Raw genomic sequence first — 17,878 nt, 5'->3', positions numbered from 1 at the left:
GTCAAAGGCCGGCCTAACGAGCCGGCCTTCCGCCCTTCTCTACTCCAATTCCGTCATCGGGATATACCCCATCTTTTTCACGGTCGGCGCAAATTCTTCGCTCTTGACAAAGTCGATAAACGCTCGCACCTCTTCCTTCGCTTCCCCTTTGGTAATCATGTATTCATACGACCAAAATGGGTATTTTTCCGTGCGGATGTTCTCCACCGTCGGTTCCGCGCCGTCAATTTTGACCGTTTTCAAGTTTTTCTTTTCCCCGATTAAATACGACATCGCTACATAGCTGACAGCCCCTGGCGTCGAACTGATCGCTTGCTCGACCGCTCCGTTCGAATCTTGCACTGTACCGATGGAATCATCGACTTTTACGCCTTTCATAATCGTTTTCTCAAACGTCGCTCTTGTTCCCGATGATGCCGGACGGTTGATCACGTGAATGGCTTCGTCGTTGCCGCCGACTTCTTTCCAGTTTTTAATCTTTCCGCTGAAAATATCTTGAATTTGCTTCGTCGTTAAATTATCGACCTTCACATCGTTGTTGACCACAATCGCAAAGGCGATGCCGGCCACTTTATGGTCAACAAGCTCTGACGCTTTCGATTTGTCGTCCAGCTTCTCCGCCGCCGGCACATCCGAGTTGCCGATTTGCACGGCGCCGGCTGCCACTTGGTTGACGCCCGTGCCGCTGCCGCCGCCTTGAACGGTGATCGATACGTCCGGATATTTTTCCATAAACGCGTTTGCCGCTTCCTCTGCCAGCGGCTGAAGCGCTGTAGATCCCGCTAGTGCAATAGTGCCGGAGTAGGTTTCTTCTTTCTTTGCCGCTCCTTCGTTGCCGCCTGCGTTGTTCTTTTCAGTCTGCCCGCAGCCGGCCAAAACGCCGGCCATCAACAAGGCGGCCAATCCCAATTTGACTCGTTTGCTCCACATGCAGAAATCCCCCCGTTTTGTTTTCGTACTTTCAACGTACAAGACCATTGTAGCGAGACATTGTTAGGTCCTTATAAAGCAGTTGTTAAGTTTCTGTAAAGACAAAAAACAGGAATATGTTCAAAAAGCCGTCAAGCGAGCCTTGAAGGCAAAGAAGAACGGTGATGCCGTTTTTCAAATTGGAGACATTCTTTTGTTGACGTATGTTCCTCATGAATTCAACGACCTTGCTAAGGAAGACATATTTTCGCTGGACAAGCATACATATGAAATAGATATACGCATGCGGAGGAAGCGTCATGAAAAAATTCATGTTTCTCCTGCTTCTCGTTCTTTCCAGTTATATCGTTTACCGCGACCTTGTCATCGGAACGCTTCACCCTTCATCTGAAACAGCGGCAGCCGTTGTCCAGTCGAAACAGGCGGCCATCCCGTACCGGATGGTGACCATTCGCCCTGGCGATACGTTGTTGTCCATCATCGAGAAAGAACTCAACGGCCCATTGCCCGTTCCGCTCGAGCAGCTGATCCGTGATTTTGAACGGTTAAATCCAGGCGAACATGCGCAAACATTAAAAATCGGGAAAACTTATAAAGTGCCGATCTATCGCTAACCGGCGAATCGCTTGTCAAACGGCGGATGGCACTGTTACAATAATGCAGAAAGCGACTTGAATGCAAAAGGAGCGAATTCCCGTGGGTGAAATCATCCATCGTTCAAAGACTCGGCCGGTCCGCGTCGGTCCGCTGACAATCGGCGGCAACAACGAAGTCATCATTCAAAGCATGACGACGACAAAAACGCACGATGTCGAAGCGACGGTGGCGCAAATCCACCGTCTCGAGGAAGCGGGGTGCCAAATCGTCCGCGTCGCCTGCCCGGACGAGCGGGCGACTGAGGCCATACCGGAAATCAAAAAGCGAATCAACATCCCGCTTGTCGCCGACATCCACTTTGACTATAAATTGGCGCTGAAAGCGATCGAAGGCGGCGTCGATAAAATCCGCATCAATCCAGGCAACATCGGGCGCCGCGAAAAAGTCGAAGCGGTCGTGAAAGCGGCGAAAGAGCGCGGCGTACCGATTCGCATCGGCGTCAACGCTGGATCGCTGGAAAAACGCATTTTAGAAAAATATGGATATCCAACAGCCGACGGCATGGTTGAGAGCGCCTTATATCATATCCGCATTTTAGAAGAACTTGATTTTCACGATATTATCGTTTCGTTAAAGGCGTCCGACGTACGCCTCGCCATTGAAGCGTACGAAAAAGCGGCGCGCACGTTCGACTACCCGCTCCATGTCGGCATCACCGAAGCGGGCACGCTTTTCTCCGGCACGATCAAAAGCGCGGTTGGACTCGGCGCCATTTTAAGCAAAGGCATCGGCAATACGATCCGCGTTTCGTTAAGCGCCGACCCGGTTGAAGAAGTGAAAGTAGCGCGCGAAATTTTAAAAACGTTCGGACTCGCTTCCAATGCGGCGACGCTCATTTCCTGCCCGACGTGCGGGCGGATTGAGATCGATTTGATCAGCATCGCCAATGAAATCGAGGACTATATCGCCAAAATTAAGGCGCCAATCAAAGTCGCCGTGCTCGGTTGCGCCGTCAATGGACCAGGGGAAGCACGGGAAGCCGACATCGGCATTGCCGGCGCCCGTGGCGAAGGCTTGTTGTTCCGCCACGGCAAAATCGTCCGAAAAGTACCGGAAGAGCAAATGGTGGAAGAACTGAAAAAAGAAATCGACAAGCTGGCGGAAGAATATTTTGCAAAGCAAAAGGAAAACAAAGCCGCTCTGAAAGGCAGCGCCGCCCAATGAGCGGAATGTTCCTGCATAACGAGAAAGGGCGTCCCCGCTTGGGGACACCCTCGCTTTTTACGTATAAAACGGCATAATAAACAGACGGACGAGAATCGCGATGACACCGATCCCGATGGCCCACGCACCGAGCGTCTCTGCGCCGCGCCGGCGCGCGATAAACCCGACAATAATGCCGGCCGCCCCTAACAAAATCGGCCAAATAAACAAGGCGATGATGGACAGGGCCAAAGCGAGCCAGCCGAGCCCGGCGCCGTCCGCGCGTTCTTCGTCCCGTTCGTCGCCGCGGCGAATCGGTTCAGCAACTTCCGCCGCTGTTTCTTCCATAAAATGGCGTTCTGGTTCCTCTTTTCCGATCGATTGCACGTAACCTCCGTTATACGTGCGCTCGCGGTCGTCTGCCATATGCTTCCCTCGCTTTCCTAAAGTAAGAAGCATTATTAGTATGAGAAACCGGCGTTATTTTATCAGTGTGAATATTTTCTAACAGGAGGATGAAGCGGTGAAAAAACGGCTTGGCATCGACATTGACGGCACGGTGACATGTCCGAGCACGTTCATTCCGTATTTAAACGAAGCATTCGGCAAAGAGCTCGCATTACACGACATTACGCAATACAATTTGGCGCCGTTATACGGCGTGGCGGAGGAAGAAATGGACCGCTGGCTTGAGGAAAACGAAGCGGATATTTATGAGAGGGCTCCGCTTGCCCGCTATGCGCTTGAGGTGATTGACAGCTGGAAAGACAAATACGAGCTGTATTACATCAGCGCCCGCGGCCGCCATTTGTATGATCTCACCGAGCGCTGGTTCCGGCGGCACGGCGTCCATTACCACCATATTGATCTGATTGGGTCGCACGACAAAATCGCCGCCGTCCGCCAGTATAAGCTGTCGGCCTTCTTTGAAGACAAGTACGATAATGCCTGCGAAATCGCCAAAACATGCGGCATTCCCGTCATTTTGTTCGACACCCCGTACAACCAAGGCCCGCTCCCCGAAAACGTCATCCGCGTCAATAACTGGCTTGAAGCAAAGCGAGAAATCGAACAGCGCCTCCAGCCATAAACAAAGGGCTGATCCAAAACGCGAATGCGTTTTGGGATCAGCCCCTCTGTTGACATTGCGGACATGTGCCGTAAATTTCAAACTTATGGTCCGTGATCTCATACCCATCGAGCTGCGCCGCAAACCCGTCCATCGGACAAGCGTCAATCTTCTTCGTTTTTCCGCACTGGATGCAAATGAAATGATGGTGGTGGCGGCGGGCGCCGCAGGCAAAACGGAAATGTTTCTCCCCGGAAAGCTCGGTCATTTCCAAAATGCCAAGCAGCGTAAAGAGCGACAAATTGCGGTACACCGTATCAACGCTCAGGCCCGGATAGAGGGGACGGAGCGCTTCAAGCACGTCTTTGGCCGTCAAGTATTTGTCGCTTTCGGCAAACAACTCAAGCATTTGTCTCCGTTTTTCCGTATATTTAAATCCTTTCTCTTTCATCAACTGCAACGCTTCGTCGATATTCATCGCTGCCGCCCCCTTTTCCATCCGAGTGCGAAAAGCAAAATGACAACCGCTGCGATGACGATCGTTCCACCCGGCGCCCAGTCTAGCTCATACGCCGCCCAGAGCCCGGCGATGACGGCCAGCTCCCCGAACAAAATCGAAAGCCCGATCACCTGTTTAAAACTTTTGGCGATGCGGATGCTCGCCGCCACCGGCAGCGTCATGAGCGACGAGATGAGGAGCACGCCGACGATGCGCATCGATGCAGCAATGACGAGCGCAACAAGCACAATAAACAAAAAATGGATCCATGTGGTGCGAACGCCGGAGACTCGGGCGTATTCCTCGTCAAAGGAAAGAAGAAACAGCTCTTTGTAAAACGTCAAAATCACGATCGCGGCAGCTGCGGCGACAGCAAACGCTGTCCAAACATCAGCACGGCTGACGGCGCTGACGCTGCCGAATAAATACGAAAACAAATCGGTCGTAAACCCGTTGGCCATCGAAATGAAAATGACGCTCAAGCCAAGACCGGACGACAACACGATTGGAATCGCAAGCTCTTCATAATGCCGATACACAGCGCGCAGCTTTTCGATAAACAGCGACCCGACGACGGAAAACCCCATTCCGATGTAAAGCGGGTTCCAGCTCGCGGCTGACGGCGCCGCTTTTCCAAGCAAGAGCCCGGCGGCAATGCCGGCGAGCGTCACATGACTCAATGCATCAGCGATGAGCGACAGCCGCCGAACGACAATAAAAACGCCGAGCAATGGCGCCGTAAAACCGGTCAAAACGCCGGCAACAAACGCATTGCGCAAAAATTCGTATTGCCAAATGGCTTCCCACACGTGTCATTCCTCCACCGTCACCGTTTCATTCCGCCCGTTCATGCTCGTGAGAGAGAACATGGATCGGATGGCCATAAAACTGCGAAATCGCCTCGTTGCCAAGATGTTCGAACTCTTCCGCCTTTCCATGGAAATAGAGGCGCTTGTTCAAACAGGCGATATCGGTCACCCGGTCCGTGATCGTCCCGATGTCATGCGTCACTAAGATAAGCGTCAAGCCGCGGCGGTTCAAGTCGCCGAGCAGTTCGTAAAATTCGTGCACATGGCGCGCATCCACGCCGACCGTCGGCTCGTCTAAAATGAGCAAATCCGGCTTGCTCGCCAGTGCGCGGGCGATAAATACTCGTTGTTGCTGGCCGCCGGACAGCTCCGCGATATTGCGCTTTGCCAGGCCGCTCAACCCAACGGCCGCGAGCGCCGCTTCGACCGCACGGCGGTCTTCGTTTGTCAGCGGCCGAAATAAGCCGCGTTTAGCCGCCAACCCACTCGCCGCCACTTCCTCAACCGTCGCCGGAAAGCTGCGGTTGAAGCTGTTCGCTTTTTGCGACACGAAACCGATCCGATGCCATTCGCGAAACGATTCAATCGGCTCGCCGAACAAAAAAATGCGGCCGCTGTTCGGTTTTAACAAGCCGAGCACACATTTGAGCAGCGTCGATTTTCCCGAGCCGTTCGGGCCGACCAATCCTAAAAATGCCCCTTTCGGCACCGTTAAACTAACATGCTCAAGCACGTTCTCGTTTTCATAGCGGAACGACACATCCTCAATTTGCACAACAAGCCCATTTTCCATGGCGGTTCTCCCTTGCTAATTCAGAATCATTCCGATTTGCTTCACTATGCAAGTATACCCCACCATCCGCGTTTTGTAAACCTCAATGAATCGCTGATTTAAAGCGGGCGCCGCGCACTTCATGCGTCGGCATAATGGTGATGAACGCATCCGGGTCGATTTCATTGACGATCGATTTTAGTTTTGTCACTTCCAAGCGCGTGACGACTGCATAAATGATTTCCTTTTGCTCGTCCGTATATCCGCCTTTGCCGAGCAATTTCGTCGTCCCGCGGCCGAGCCGGTGCAAAATGGCGTCGGAAATTTCCTCATAATGATCGGTCACAATAAAGGCCGCCCGCGTCTCGTCAAGCCCTTCAATGACCGCATCGATCGTTTTGGAGGCGATGTAGTACGTCATCACCGAATACATGGCTGGCTCGAGGCCAAACACAAACGCCGCCCAGCCAAAAATAAAAACGTTGACAAACATGACAAACTCGCCGACCGAAAACGGGATCCTTTTCGTCATCAAAATCCCCAAAATTTCCGTCCCATCGAGCGATCCGCCATGACGGATGACCAATCCGACGCCAAGACCGAGCGACAACCCGCCAAAAACGGTGGCTAAAATCGGCTCGGTCGTCAGCGGGGAAAGATGGTGAAACAGCCGTTCGGTGACGCCGAGGATCACGACGCCTAAAATCGTTGACAGCATGAACGTTTTCCCGATTTGCTTGTAGCCGAAATACATGAACGGGGCGTTTAAGAGGATGACGAGCGTGGCAAAATTGAGCAGCCGCCATTCGTCCGGAGTCAAGTAGTCCAGAATCAGCGATATGCCAATGATGCCGCCGTCGATCATTTTGTTCGGAACGAGCAGCCGCTCGATGGCAAACGCCGCCAAAGAGGCGCCGATGGCGATCATCAACACCCGATACAACACATGGCCTAGCGGTTCTTTTTTATGCTGTTTTGGCGCCAAACTACCACCCTTTCCCTTTTTGTTTTTTCTATTATACCATACACGCCTTTTCCATTCACGTCATATGATGGAACAGAAGCAAGGAGGCGGCTGCGATGAACATTTACCAACAGCTTGTCAAGCAAAAATTGAAAACGATCACCCCGGAAGAACTCGTTGCGTACAGCCGAGAGTACGGCTTGCCCATCACGGCGAGCCAAGCGAAACAAATTCTTCATCTCGCCCGGACGAACGACATTAACGTCTTTGACCCCGAGGAGCGGAAAAAATGGGTGCGAGAGTTAGCGAAAATCACCTCGCCGGACATCGCTCGAAAAGCGAACGAGCTGTTTTTGAAATTCGTGCAAAAAAAATAAAAGGGCGCATAGCCCTTTTCTCATTCCACTCCAGCGTTGATTTTTTCAAGCAACTGGTCATCGAACGACTGCGCCCGCAGCATGGCGATTTCGTGCTTGTACGGCGGCTTTTTGTTGTGTTTGTCTTCGCCCACGTATGGGGTTTCTAAAATTTTCGGAATATCCTCAAGCTGCGGGTGATGGACGATATAGTTGAGCGCAGCAAACCCGATATGGCCGAAACCGATGTTTTCATGGCGGTCTTTCCGGCTGCCGCGCGGGTTTTTGCTGTCGTTGATGTGCAGTACTTTCAGCCGTCCGAGACCGATGATCCGGTCAAACTCCTCAAGGACGCCGTCAAAATCGTTGACGATGTCATAGCCGGCGTCATGCGTATGGCATGTATCAAAGCAAACGGACAGCTTGTCATTATAGGCGACGCCGTCGATAATGTACGCGAGCTCCTCAAACGTCCGCCCGCATTCCGACCCTTTGCCAGCCATCGTTTCTAGGGCGATTTGTACATTCTGTTCGCGCGTCAACACTTCATTCAGTCCACGAATAATTTGGCGAAGTCCGGCTTCCACCCCTGCGCCGACATGAGCGCCTGGGTGCAGCACAAGCTGCTTTGCTCCAATGGCTTCCGTCCGCTCGATTTCCGCGCGCAAAAAGTCGACGCCCAGCGAAAACGTATCGAGATTGGTCGTATTGCCGATATTGATGATATACGGGGCGTGGACGACAATCTCTTCGATGCCGTGCGCTTGCATATGCTGGCGCCCGGCTTCGATGTTGAGCTCTTCAATCGACTTGCGCTTTGTGTTTTGCGGCGCCCCCGTGTAAATCATAAACGTGTTCGCTCCGTAGGAGGCCGCTTCTTCGCTGGCGGCCAGCAGCATTTTCTTTCCGCTCATGGAAACATGTGAACCGATTTTTAACATGTTCTTCTCTCCCTTTTCTTTGCGTTAAAGACGGACGGCTATTATGATTTTTTGAAACGGCCAAGCCGCTTTTTCTTCTTCTCCAGCTCCGCGCGCAACTTTTTTTTGTAGCCCGGCTTCACCTGCTTCGTTTTTTTCAGTTTGGCGAAAAGCAGCGCCAGTTCGTCATCCTTTTCGCCCGCCCGCTTGCTCCGCCGGTTCCACGGCGGCAGCTCCTTCCATTCGCCGCGCACGAGATCACGGTGGACAAACGAAATTCCCATTTTTTCCAACCGGGCAATCGCATCTTGGTCAGACGGCTCATAAATCGTCGCCGCAATGCCGCTATAGCCAGCGCGCGCCGTCCGTCCGGCGCGGTGAATATAAAACTGCAGATCATCAGGCAACTCGTAGTTGATGACATGACTGACGCCTTCAATATCGATGCCGCGCGCCGCCAAATCGGTCGCGACGACATATTGAAACTCCAAATCGCGGATGAGATTCATCATCTTTCTCCGCTCGCGCGGCGTCAAATCGCCGTGCAGCACGCCGACTTTCAACCCTTGCTCAGCGAGACGGTCGGCGACCTCGTCAGCCATTTTCCTTGTGTTGACAAATACGATGGCCAAATACGGGTTGTAGCTGAGGAGCACATCATGAAGAAGTTTTGTTTTCTCGCGTCCGCGCAGCGGGATGAGCACGTGTTCGATGTTTTCGTTCGCCGTCTGCTTCGGGTCGACGTGGACAAAGGTCGGGTTTTCCATATATTTTTTCAAAAACGGCTTCAGCTTTTCCGGAATCGTCGCGGAAAAGACGAGCATTTGCAAGTCTTTCGGCATCCGGGCGGCGATTTGGTCGACATCCGTGATAAAGCCCATATCGAGCATCAAGTCGGCTTCATCGACGACAAGGATGTGGGCCGTATGCACATCAAGCGCCTGCTCGCGGATGAAATCGTTGATGCGTCCCGGCGTGCCGATGACAATATGCGGCTGCACGTTGAGCTTTTCGAGCGCTTTTTGCTTATCCGTCCCGCCGATCAAGCAACGGGCGACGATCATCCGATCTTTCGGGCAAAACTTCGTAATGTTCAGCGTTTCGTGGTAAATTTGCGTCGCTAACTCGCGCGTCGGCGCCGTGATGACGGCTTGCACTTCGGCGCGTTCTGGCTTGATTTTTTCCATGATCGGCAACAAGTACGCATGTGTTTTTCCCGTTCCGGTTTGCGATTGGCCGACCATGCTTTCGCCGCGCAGCGCCCCCGGAATGATGCGCTCTTGAATTTCCGTCGGTTTATAAAAACGAAGCGCTTGAATGGCTTCGATGATAAACGGTTGAAATGAAAAACGAGTAAACTGCGTTTCTGCCATGAAGCACCACTCCCTTCTATTTAAATAAACGCAACTGGAAGGTTTCCCATCTCGTTGGCCCAAAAGCGTGCCGTCTATTTTTCCGACTGTCGGCGGCAAGCTTTGACGCGACGGAAGCCGGAACAACCAACCGTTTCACAAATCCATGCATCGGTCTGGAAGCAGTATGGTTCGGTCACCCGACAGTCGATCCAATACCGGCTGGCTCCATAAAAGAGCGTAAACGTTAACGTTTCAAATGGCATATGGGCGCCGCTTCGTCCGCTTCACCATTATAGCCAATCGCTGCCCCCTGCCGCAACTAAAGACGATCCTGCAACAAACCTTTCCCGCCTTGCCCGCATATTGTAGAAAGGAGGACATTCGTTCATCCGCACGACCGAAAGGAGGAAGCTGCTATGAGATACAGTCGGCCCCCGATGATGCCTTCTCCGTTTGCCGGAAGGCCGCCAGCCCCGTTCACCCGCATGCCGGCGCCGCCTTTTGGCCCCAGCGGCCCCGGCGGCTTCTTGGCCCGCTTGTTTTCGCGCGGGCAGCCGCCGGCTGCTGCATCGTCTCCTTGGGGGCTGCCGTTTTTGCCCAACGCCGCTAGCACCGCCGCATCCAACACGGGGGGCGGCTTGGTTGGCATGTTAAACAACGTGCAAAAAATGCTTGGCATCGCGCAAAACGTCATGCCGATGGTGCAACAGTATGGACCGCTCATCCGCAATCTTCCGGCGATGATCCGCATTTTCCGCGAGCTGAAACCGGCCGACGAAGGGGAAGGCGAAACAACATCGGAAAGCGCACCGGCCAACGAAACGAAACAAAAGCCGGCCGCCAAGGCGCCAAAAAAACGCTCCGTTCCGCAGGCAAAGCGCGAAGAGCCGCAAGAAAAAGAAGCATCGGCTGCCCCGAAGCCGTCCAAGCCGAAACTGTATATCTAGTTTCTTTCCCCGCCCTAGCGTACCCGCTGTTTAGGGCGGTTATTCTTTGTCTTCTCCCCGGTGCTCCGATATAATGGAAGGTGAACAACCGCCGCACAACCGGCGGCAGGGAGGGAATATGATGGAAGTGATTAAAATTACCCCGCGCGGGTATTGCTACGGGGTGGTCGATGCAATGGTCATCGCCCGCAACGCGGCGTTGGACCCATCTTTGCCGCGTCCGATTTACATTCTCGGCATGATCGTCCATAATAAACACGTCACGGACGCGTTTGCCGAAGAAGGCATCATCACGCTCGATGGAGAAAATCGTTTGGAAATTTTGGAAAAAATCGACCATGGCACCGTCATTTTCACCGCCCACGGCGTCTCACCAGAAGTAAAAAAACGAGCGCTCGAAAAGGGACTTGTCACGATTGATGCGACATGCCCCGATGTGACAAAAACGCATCGGCTCATCGAACAAAAGCTCGCCGATGGCTACGATATCATCTATATTGGCAAAAAAGGACATCCGGAACCGGAAGGAGCGGTCGGCATCAATCCGGAAAGAATCCATCTTGTGGAAACCATCGATGATGTCAAACGGCTGTCCATTCACAATGAGCGCATCATGGTGACAAACCAAACGACGATGAGCCAATGGGACGTCGCCGATATCATGGCGAAAGTGAAAGAAAAATACCCGCACGTGGAAATGCATAAAGAAATTTGCCTGGCCACCCAGCTCCGACAAGAAGCGGTCGCTGAGCAGGCGAAGGAAGCCGATGTGACGATCGTCGTCGGCGACCCGCGCAGCAACAACTCGAACCGCCTCGCCCAAGTATCGGAAGAGATCGCCGGCACGAAGGCGTATCGCGTCGCTGATGTGACGGAAATCGACATCAACTGGATTAAAGATGCGAAAAAAGTCGCTGTCACCGCCGGCGCTTCCACCCCGACGCCGATTACGAAAGAAGTGATCGACTTTTTGGAGCAGTTTGACCCGAACGACCCATCGACATGGAAGAGGGAACGGAAAGTGCCGCTGCAAAAAATCTTGCCGAAAGTGAAAACAAAGAAAGAAGAGTGACGGTTGTTTCATCCATCAAGAGAGGCTGTCTTGGACAAACGGTTGAACCGCTCATCCAGGACAGCCTTTTTCGTTGGCCGTTCATACGAACTGAAACGGATCAGTATGGACGCTGGAAGCAACCACTTCCGCCTCCCATTGACGTTTCGCGAGCTCCGTGATTAAGTATCGGGCTACGCCTTCTTTCATGATTTTTTCTACATGATGTCCCGGATCAATGATGTGAAGACCGAGCGCTTGGGCGTCATGGGCGGTGTGGTAATACACATCCCCTGTCACGTATACGTCCGCCCCGGCCGATGCGGCGGCAGCGACAAACTTATTCCCATCCCCACCAAGCACCGCGACCGTTTGCACGAGATCATCCAGCCGGCCAACGACGCGCACCGCCGGAACGGAAAACGCCGTTTTCACCTGCTCGGCAAAAGCGCCAAGCGTCACCGGCTGCGGCAGCCGGCCAATGCGGCCAAGCCCGAAGCGGCGTCCTCCATTGTCAAGCGGGTAGATATCATAGGCCACTTCCTCATACGGATGAACACCCAGCATCGCCTGAATCGCTTCCCGTTCAAGAGAGGCCGACACGATCGTTTCGATGCGCACCTCCTCCACTTCTTCCAGCTTCCCTTGTTCGCCGATGAACGGCCGCGCTCCTTCTTGCGGCAAAAACGTGCCGACGCCGCGGCTGTTGAACGTGCAATGGCTGTAGCGGCCGATATGCCCGGCGCCGGCATCGCCTAACGCCGTCCGCACCGCCTCGGCATGACTCGCTGGCACGTACACGACGAGCTTTTTCAATGGTTCGGTATACGTCGGCACGAGCACAGCCGTATCGTGTAAGCCGAGCGCCTCGGCAAGCCAATCGTTCAGACCGCCATCGGCTACATCCAAATTCGTATGGGCGGCGTACACCGCAATGTCATGCTTGATGCACGCGGCGATCATCCGCCCGTGCCCATCATCAGTCAGCAATTGCTTCAGCGGACGATACAGCGGCGGGTGGTGGGCGATGATTAAATCCACTTGCTGATCGATTGCTTCCACAACGACATCTTCAAGCACATCAAGAGCGATCATCACTTTTTTGACCGGCTTGTTTAGCGTCCCGATTTGCAGACCGATCCGATCCCCTTCCATCGCCAACTGTTTCGGAGCAAGCTGCTCAAGAAGCTGAATGATTTCATAACCGTACGGAACGCGGCTCATCACAACGCCTCCTCCACCAATTGAACTTTTCTCTCCAGTTCACGCTTTTTCCGCTTGGCCGCTTCACTTTGCCCTTTGGCCGTCAAATCAGCGATGATCCGTTTCCAATTTTCAATCTCGCGCTTCCACTTTTCGCGGAACACCTCGCTGTTTTCCCGGCGCAAAAACGGTCCAAGGAGCAGCTCCGCCTCGAGATGGCGATACGGCCGTCGGGGGGCGCCAGGCTCGGCGACGAGTACTTCATAAATTTGCCCATCTTCTTTCAAAATGCGCTCAGCCACGAGCTCCCACCCATGATCAAGAAGCCAACGGCGAACAAGTTCCGCACCGATGTTCGGTTGCAAAATGAGCCGTTTGACACCGGCAAGCTTTTCCTTTCCGTCGCCCAAAATGCGGGCGATCAGCGCCCCACCCATGCCGGCGATCGTGATGCAGTCTACCTCCCCCGAGGCAAGGATCGAAAGCCCATCCCCTTTGCGCACGGAAATGAGATGAGAAAGCCCGGACTTCTCGACTTGCTGCTGCGCTAGGCGGAACGGTCCGTCCGCCACCTCGCCGGCAATGGCTTTTGATGCGTAGCCGTGCAAGCAGGCATAGCAAGGCAAATACGCATGATCCGACCCGATGTCAGCAAGCACCGCCCCTTTTGGAATGAATGAGGCGACCGTTTCCAGCCGTTTCGACAGGCGAAATTCGTTCATAGCACTGCAATGGCAACCAACCTTCCGCCACCTGCAGCGCGAAGGCGGTTCGCCTTCCCCTCCTTTCCTCTCCAACACCGCGCGCCTCTATTGTACTAAACAAAACATCCCTCTGCCAAAAGCAAAGGGATGTTCACCATCCATTATTTTAAACCGGCGAGCCATTTCGCCATGGCATCGGCTTTATCCGCCGGCACAAGCCCTGCCGGCATGTTGCCGCGTCCGTGTTGAATGACGTCTTTAATTTGGTCCATTGACAGCCGTTGTCCGACCCCTTTCAACGATGGACCGACGCCGCCTTCATAGTTTTGGCCGTGACAGCTAGAACACGTTTGTTGGTAAAACTGTTCTGGATTAAATTCAGCCGTTTGTTCCGTTTTTTCGCCGCCTTTTTTCTCTTTCGCCATTTCCTTCGCATCGCCTAGCCCTTTAAACGACAAGACGAACGTCAGCACAATCCCGAATGCCATGATGATGAAAAACGGGATGAGCGGATTGCGGTTCATCTCTTTTACCTCCCTTATGTAGTAATGAAGAACGCTGCAAACAATTTTATTTTACTGTAAATAATGGACAAGGAAAAGCCCTAAGTTGCCGAAATGGCAACAACACGCCTCAGCGCCACCAGATGGCGGCGGTTACAAGCAACGCCCCGCTGACAGCAGCGAGCGAAAAGTAGCGAAGGTGAAGCAGGCGGCCGACAACAAACCAGAGAACACAGTTTCCGAGCACGACAGCTGCTAGCGTACCCGTTTGCCTGGGAAAATACCGATCAACCTCAAAAATGGATGCCACAAGCAAAATCCAGGCGCTTCCGATGAGCGGAAAGTGAAGGAGCTCTCGCTTGTTCCGCCACCGCCAACAAAAGAACAAGCAGAGAGCCAAAAAAAGGGCGAAAAGGAGCGTTTGCAAAACGAATGACAATTCAGTAAAATAAATGACAAGAGCAGCGGCTGGAAGCAATAAACAGAGACCAGCGGCGAGCGAGCTGCGCCACCGTCGTCCGTGCGAACGGGCGTCTCCTTCCGTGTACAACGCGAGCAAATAGTCGCAATAATGTTCCGGCAGAAGGCGCGAACGTTTCCAATATTCGATTTCTTGGATGATCGTTTCCCGTCGTTGCCGATTCATAGATAGACCACCTTTCCCATAAAGAAAGAAAAAATAGTTTACTTCCGAAGAAGTAAACTATCGAACAAAACGGTCACTCTAAAAAGTCTTTCAGCCGTTTGCTGCGGCTTGGATGGCGCAGCTTGCGCAACGCTTTGGCTTCAATTTGACGGATGCGTTCGCGCGTCACGCCGAACACTTTGCCGACTTCTTCGAGCGTCCGCGTCCGTCCGTCGTCAAGCCCGAAGCGGAGACGCAGCACATTTTCCTCGCGATCCGTCAGCGTATCAAGCACATCTTCGAGCTGCTCTTTCAACAGCTCGTAAGCAGCGTGCTCGGATGGCGATGTCGCATCTTGGTCTTCGATGAAATCGCCAAGATGCGAGTCATCTTCCTCGCCGATCGGCGTCTCGAGCGACACCGGTTCTTGGGCGATTTTCAAAATTTCCCGCACTTTTTCCGGTGTCAAATCCATTTCCTCGGCGATTTCTTCCGGCGTTGGTTCGCGCCCGAGGTCTTGGAGCAATTGCCGTTGGACGCGGATCAGTTTATTGATCGTTTCGACCATATGAACCGGGATGCGGATCGTCCGCGCCTGATCGGCGATCGCCCTTGTGATGGCTTGGCGGATCCACCACGTCGCGTACGTGCTGAACTTGTAGCCTTTCCGATAGTCAAACTTTTCGACCGCCTTGATCAGCCCCATGTTCCCTTCTTGAATCAAATCAAGAAAGAGCATGCCTCGGCCGACATACCGTTTGGCGATGCTGACGACGAGGCGGAGGTTCGCTTCCGTCAGCCGGCGTTTCGCTTCTTCATCGCCTTGCTCGATCCGTTTCGCCAGCTCGATTTCTTCTTCCGCCGACAACAACGGCACGCGGCCGATCTCCTTCAAGTACATGCGCACCGGGTCATTGATTTTGACGCCGGGAGGAACGGACAAGTCATTTAAGTCGAATTCTTCCTCTTTGGCCAAGTCGTCGATGTCCGGATCGGCCTCAAGATCGGATTCGCTGATCACTTCAATGCCCTGCTCAGCGAGGTATTCATAATACTCATCCATCTGGTCGGAGTCCAAATCAAAGCCAGACAACCGCTCAGCGATTTCCTCGTAGGTGAGGATCCCCCGCTTTTTACCGAGCTCAGCGAGTTGCTCTTTCACTTGTTCAAGCGATTCGCCGGCAGCTTCAGCCTGCTTTGATTGGGCTGGTTTTTCAGCCATTTCATTACCTCCTTTAAAAACTCATACCACCATGTTATGAAGAAGATAACATTTTTTTCATCTCAATCATCTCTTTCGCGATGCGGGCGGCCGTCAAAAAGTCTTTTCTTCGCTCCGCTTCCGTCTTTTCTTGCTCTTTTTCCTTTAGCATTAACCATTTCGGGTGATTCAACACATGCCGGATGCAATCGGCAAGCTCCCGCTCGGAAACGTCGTCTGCGACCAACAAAAGCGACAGCTCGCTCGCCAGCGTCCGCAGCTCCCCGGGAAGCCGAGACATGAGCGCGCCGGGGTCGACTTCATGACCCTCTTCGTAAAAGGCGTAAATGTAAGCAGCCAACGCCCGATGCTCTTCGATATTAAATCGGCCGCCGACCTTCTCCTGAACGATGAACGCCACATCGCGGCTCCGCATCATATGGGCAAGCAACAACCGCTCGGCATTTTGAAAGGCCGGAAGCAATTTTTTCGTCAATGCCGGCTGGGCCGGTTTTCCGCCGCCGTTCACCTGCGGCTTTGGCTGTTCCGGCTTGGAGCGGGACAACTGTTCATAAAGCGCGGAGAGCGACAGCGAAAACTCATCCGCAAGCTGGCGCATATAATAATCTTTTTCCACCGGGCTCGACAGCTTGCTGATTTCTCGGAGCGCTTCCTCGATATAACGGAGCCGGTCGCCTTCTTCCTGCAAATTTTTTCCCCGCCGCAAACGATCCATTTTAAACGCCATGAGCGGCCGGGCGGCGGCGATCTCTTCGGCAAAACGATCGGCGCCAGAAGTGCGTATATATTCATCTGGATCCAGCCCGTCCGGGAGCAATGCTACCTTCACGCGGCACCCGAATCCGCTCAATTGTTCGGCGGCGCGCCAGGCGGCTTCCGTTCCGGCGCTGTCGCCGTCATAGCAAATCGTGACCGTTTCAGCATGGCGGCGCAAAATGCGTGCCTGCTCCTCGGTCAGCGATGTTCCCATCGTTGCCACCACATAGTCAACGCCGGCCTGCACGGCAGAGATGACATCGGCAAATCCTTCAACGAGCAGCGCCTCTTGACGCTTGCGGATTGACACGCGCGCCTCGTGAAAAAAATACAAAAGCGTGCCTTTGCGGAAAATCGGCGTTTCTGGGCTGTTCATGTACTTTGGTTGCCCGTCGCCGAGCAGACGGCCGGAAAAACCAACCGTCTCGCCGCGATGATCATGGATCGGAAACATAATCCGATTCCGGAAGCGGTCGACGTATCGCCCGTCTTCTTTTTTCACCAACAAGCCCGCCTTTTCCATCAATACCAACGGAAACGAACGGCTATCCAGCAGCTTGACGGCGGCATCAGGAACATCCGGCGCATAGCCGATTTCAAATCGGTCGATCGTTTCTTTTGTCCACCCGCGCACCTGCAAATAATCGAGCGCGGCTTGTCCTTCTTTTGTATGGACAAGCAAATGATGGTAAAATCGTTTCAACAACGTGTGTGCTTCGACCATCGCCTTCGCCTCGTCGGCTCGGCTGCCATCACTCCCACGGCTGTCCAGCTCATAGGCGGACAAGTCGATCCCTGCTTTGGCCGCAAGACGTTTCGCCGCTTCCACAAACGGAATGCCTTCGATATCCATTAAAAACGTAAAGACATTCCCCCCTGCCCCGCAGCCGAAGCAGTGGAAAATTTGCTTTTCTGGGGAAACGGAAAACGATGGCGTCTTTTCTCCGTGAAACGGGCATAAGCCAAAATAGTTGCGGCCTTGCTTTTTCAACTGGACGTATTCGCCAATGACGTCAACGATGTCAACACCGCGGCGGATGGCTTCAATCGTTTCCTCGGGAATGCGATGTCCCATACGAACAACCCCGTATCGTATTTATTCTCGGCAGCAAGCCGATTTTCCTTTCCATTTCGACAAATTTTTTCAAAACGTTCGTTTCGCCCCCCTGCCCGTAAAGTCGGCTGGCTTGATCATCCGCTTCCCGCCCCTCAGCCCGCCGTCTGGACAAAGATTCACCAGAGCGGTGCATCTCGAAGATGCGCTTCGGTATATTATATTTCAGCAAGAAAAAGAAAATTTCACTTTTTTTCTTGACGATCTTATGCAACAGATGACCGTGCCCTCAAAGCAAGGGTTGCTTTACACCCCCTATTATTCTACACCATCGCAAAA

At 53.3% G+C, this 17,878-nt stretch carries 21 protein-coding genes; 6 read left to right on the top strand and 15 right to left on the bottom strand.

What is annotated here, in order from left to right; translation table 11 throughout:
* Positions 1-39: 39 nt before the first annotated feature.
* Complete coding sequence (locus tag B9L19_RS05960) at positions 40-930, bottom strand: phosphate ABC transporter substrate-binding protein PstS family protein (protein ID WP_047752782.1); 891 nt, start codon at positions 928-930, stop codon at positions 40-42.
* Positions 931-1,229: 299 nt separating this feature from the next.
* Here B9L19_RS05960 and B9L19_RS05950 point away from each other — a divergent pair, with 299 nt between their 5' ends.
* The gene (locus tag B9L19_RS05950) at positions 1,230-1,544 is read left to right on the top strand and encodes a LysM peptidoglycan-binding domain-containing protein (protein ID WP_025948927.1); all 315 of its coding nucleotides are present in this window, start codon (positions 1,230-1,232) and stop codon (positions 1,542-1,544) included.
* 82 nt (positions 1,545-1,626) lie between these two features.
* Positions 1,627-2,751, top strand: a complete 1,125-nt coding sequence (gene ispG, locus B9L19_RS05945; RefSeq protein ID WP_089113871.1) for a flavodoxin-dependent (E)-4-hydroxy-3-methylbut-2-enyl-diphosphate synthase — start codon at positions 1,627-1,629, stop codon at positions 2,749-2,751.
* 57 nt (positions 2,752-2,808) lie between these two features.
* On the opposite strand, the gene B9L19_RS05940 is transcribed toward ispG, so the two are convergent.
* Positions 2,809-3,156 (bottom strand): hypothetical protein, encoded by a 348-nt coding sequence (locus tag B9L19_RS05940; protein WP_047752781.1) that lies wholly within the window; start codon positions 3,154-3,156, stop codon positions 2,809-2,811.
* Between the two features lie 97 nt (positions 3,157-3,253).
* Between B9L19_RS05940 and B9L19_RS05935 the strand changes: the two genes are divergently transcribed.
* On the top strand, positions 3,254-3,820 hold the full coding sequence (locus tag B9L19_RS05935) for a haloacid dehalogenase (RefSeq protein ID WP_020756540.1): 567 nt from the start codon (positions 3,254-3,256) through the stop codon (positions 3,818-3,820).
* A 37-nt stretch (positions 3,821-3,857) separates the two neighbouring features.
* Here the strand turns inward: B9L19_RS05935 and B9L19_RS05930 are convergent, their stop codons facing one another.
* The 4 genes from B9L19_RS05930 to B9L19_RS05915 form a co-directional block, all read right to left on the bottom strand.
* Positions 3,858-4,277, bottom strand: a complete 420-nt coding sequence (locus tag B9L19_RS05930) for a Fur family transcriptional regulator (protein ID WP_021322332.1) — start codon at positions 4,275-4,277, stop codon at positions 3,858-3,860.
* On the bottom strand, positions 4,274-5,107 hold the full coding sequence (locus tag B9L19_RS05925; RefSeq protein ID WP_047752780.1) for a metal ABC transporter permease: 834 nt from the start codon (positions 5,105-5,107) through the stop codon (positions 4,274-4,276). Before B9L19_RS05925 ends, B9L19_RS05930 begins: the two co-directional genes overlap by 4 nt.
* A 25-nt stretch (positions 5,108-5,132) precedes the next feature.
* Positions 5,133-5,900 carry a metal ABC transporter ATP-binding protein gene (locus B9L19_RS05920; protein WP_025948924.1) on the bottom strand — a complete coding sequence of 256 codons (768 nt, stop codon included), beginning with the start codon at positions 5,898-5,900 and terminating at the stop codon, positions 5,133-5,135.
* 82 nt (positions 5,901-5,982) lie between these two features.
* Positions 5,983-6,864, bottom strand: coding sequence for a YitT family protein (locus B9L19_RS05915; RefSeq protein ID WP_013144722.1), 882 nt, complete (start codon positions 6,862-6,864; stop codon positions 5,983-5,985).
* A 95-nt stretch (positions 6,865-6,959) separates the two neighbouring features.
* Here B9L19_RS05915 and B9L19_RS05910 point away from each other — a divergent pair, with 95 nt between their 5' ends.
* Entirely contained in the window at positions 6,960-7,220 is a 261-nt protein-coding gene (locus B9L19_RS05910; protein WP_025948923.1) for a DUF2624 domain-containing protein, read from the top strand.
* 20 nt (positions 7,221-7,240) lie between these two features.
* Here B9L19_RS05910 and B9L19_RS05905 read toward each other — a convergent pair whose 3' ends face one another.
* From B9L19_RS05905 to B9L19_RS18970, 3 genes are all read right to left on the bottom strand, one after another.
* Positions 7,241-8,140: a deoxyribonuclease IV gene (locus B9L19_RS05905; RefSeq protein WP_047752779.1), complete on the bottom strand. Its 900-nt coding sequence runs from the start codon at positions 8,138-8,140 to the stop codon at positions 7,241-7,243.
* 41 nt (positions 8,141-8,181) lie between these two features.
* The gene (locus tag B9L19_RS05900; RefSeq protein ID WP_047752778.1) at positions 8,182-9,492 is read right to left on the bottom strand and encodes a DEAD/DEAH box helicase; all 1,311 of its coding nucleotides are present in this window, start codon (positions 9,490-9,492) and stop codon (positions 8,182-8,184) included.
* A gap of 74 nt (positions 9,493-9,566) precedes the next feature.
* Positions 9,567-9,737 carry a hypothetical protein gene (locus B9L19_RS18970; protein WP_169714169.1) on the bottom strand — a complete coding sequence of 57 codons (171 nt, stop codon included), beginning with the start codon at positions 9,735-9,737 and terminating at the stop codon, positions 9,567-9,569.
* Between the two features lie 153 nt (positions 9,738-9,890).
* Here B9L19_RS18970 and vrrA point away from each other — a divergent pair, with 153 nt between their 5' ends.
* Positions 9,891-10,421: a VrrA/YqfQ family protein gene (gene vrrA / locus B9L19_RS05895; RefSeq protein ID WP_047752777.1), complete on the top strand. Its 531-nt coding sequence runs from the start codon at positions 9,891-9,893 to the stop codon at positions 10,419-10,421.
* 121 nt (positions 10,422-10,542) lie between these two features.
* Positions 10,543-11,493, top strand: a complete 951-nt coding sequence (locus B9L19_RS05890; protein ID WP_025948919.1) for a 4-hydroxy-3-methylbut-2-enyl diphosphate reductase — start codon at positions 10,543-10,545, stop codon at positions 11,491-11,493.
* Between the two features lie 81 nt (positions 11,494-11,574).
* On the opposite strand, the gene B9L19_RS05885 is transcribed toward B9L19_RS05890, so the two are convergent.
* The 6 genes from B9L19_RS05885 to dnaG form a co-directional block, all read right to left on the bottom strand.
* Entirely contained in the window at positions 11,575-12,696 is a 1,122-nt protein-coding gene (locus tag B9L19_RS05885) for a Nif3-like dinuclear metal center hexameric protein (RefSeq protein WP_025948918.1), read from the bottom strand.
* Positions 12,696-13,397, bottom strand: a complete 702-nt coding sequence (locus B9L19_RS05880; protein WP_025948917.1) for a tRNA (adenine(22)-N(1))-methyltransferase — start codon at positions 13,395-13,397, stop codon at positions 12,696-12,698. The genes B9L19_RS05885 and B9L19_RS05880 overlap by 1 nt, the downstream gene beginning before the upstream one ends.
* 143 nt (positions 13,398-13,540) lie before the next feature.
* A complete protein-coding gene (gene cccA, locus B9L19_RS05875) occupies positions 13,541-13,903 on the bottom strand; it encodes a cytochrome c550 (RefSeq protein ID WP_025948916.1) in 363 nt (120 codons plus the stop codon).
* A 109-nt stretch (positions 13,904-14,012) separates the two neighbouring features.
* Entirely contained in the window at positions 14,013-14,528 is a 516-nt protein-coding gene (locus B9L19_RS05870; protein ID WP_025948915.1) for a hypothetical protein, read from the bottom strand.
* Between the two features lie 73 nt (positions 14,529-14,601).
* Complete coding sequence (gene rpoD, locus B9L19_RS05865; RefSeq protein ID WP_011231962.1) at positions 14,602-15,729, bottom strand: RNA polymerase sigma factor RpoD; 1,128 nt, start codon at positions 15,727-15,729, stop codon at positions 14,602-14,604.
* 34 nt (positions 15,730-15,763) lie between these two features.
* Positions 15,764-17,560 carry a DNA primase gene (gene dnaG, locus B9L19_RS05860; protein WP_089113870.1) on the bottom strand — a complete coding sequence of 599 codons (1,797 nt, stop codon included), beginning with the start codon at positions 17,558-17,560 and terminating at the stop codon, positions 15,764-15,766.
* Positions 17,561-17,878: the final 318 nt, after the last annotated feature.

The organism is Geobacillus thermocatenulatus (genome assembly GCF_002217655.1).
GTDB classification, from domain to species: domain Bacteria; phylum Bacillota; class Bacilli; order Bacillales; family Anoxybacillaceae; genus Geobacillus; species Geobacillus thermocatenulatus.
The sequence above is the reverse complement of the archived record's forward strand: the minus strand, read 5'-3'. Positions and strand labels throughout refer to the sequence as shown.

Coding starts and splice junctions, on each gene's coding strand:
- B9L19_RS05960 (WP_047752782.1), bottom strand. CDS start 930: ATGTGGAGCAAACGAGTCAAATTGGGATTGGCCGCCTTGTTGATGGCC.
- B9L19_RS05950 (WP_025948927.1), top strand. CDS start 1,230: ATGAAAAAATTCATGTTTCTCCTGCTTCTCGTTCTTTCCAGTTATATC.
- B9L19_RS05940 (WP_047752781.1), bottom strand. CDS start 3,156: ATGGCAGACGACCGCGAGCGCACGTATAACGGAGGTTACGTGCAATCG.
- B9L19_RS05930 (WP_021322332.1), bottom strand. CDS start 4,277: ATGAATATCGACGAAGCGTTGCAGTTGATGAAAGAGAAAGGATTTAAA.
- B9L19_RS05920 (WP_025948924.1), bottom strand. CDS start 5,900: ATGGAAAATGGGCTTGTTGTGCAAATTGAGGATGTGTCGTTCCGCTAT.
- B9L19_RS05910 (WP_025948923.1), top strand. CDS start 6,960: ATGAACATTTACCAACAGCTTGTCAAGCAAAAATTGAAAACGATCACC.
- B9L19_RS05905 (WP_047752779.1), bottom strand. CDS start 8,140: ATGTTAAAAATCGGTTCACATGTTTCCATGAGCGGAAAGAAAATGCTG.
- B9L19_RS05900 (WP_047752778.1), bottom strand. CDS start 9,492: ATGGCAGAAACGCAGTTTACTCGTTTTTCATTTCAACCGTTTATCATC.
- B9L19_RS18970 (WP_169714169.1), bottom strand. CDS start 9,737: ATGCCATTTGAAACGTTAACGTTTACGCTCTTTTATGGAGCCAGCCGG.
- vrrA (WP_047752777.1), top strand. CDS start 9,891: ATGAGATACAGTCGGCCCCCGATGATGCCTTCTCCGTTTGCCGGAAGG.
- B9L19_RS05890 (WP_025948919.1), top strand. CDS start 10,543: ATGGAAGTGATTAAAATTACCCCGCGCGGGTATTGCTACGGGGTGGTC.
- B9L19_RS05885 (WP_025948918.1), bottom strand. CDS start 12,696: ATGAGCCGCGTTCCGTACGGTTATGAAATCATTCAGCTTCTTGAGCAG.
- B9L19_RS05880 (WP_025948917.1), bottom strand. CDS start 13,397: ATGAACGAATTTCGCCTGTCGAAACGGCTGGAAACGGTCGCCTCATTC.
- cccA (WP_025948916.1), bottom strand. CDS start 13,903: ATGAACCGCAATCCGCTCATCCCGTTTTTCATCATCATGGCATTCGGG.
- B9L19_RS05870 (WP_025948915.1), bottom strand. CDS start 14,528: ATGAATCGGCAACGACGGGAAACGATCATCCAAGAAATCGAATATTGG.
- rpoD (WP_011231962.1), bottom strand. CDS start 15,729: ATGGCTGAAAAACCAGCCCAATCAAAGCAGGCTGAAGCTGCCGGCGAA.
- dnaG (WP_089113870.1), bottom strand. CDS start 17,560: ATGGGACATCGCATTCCCGAGGAAACGATTGAAGCCATCCGCCGCGGT.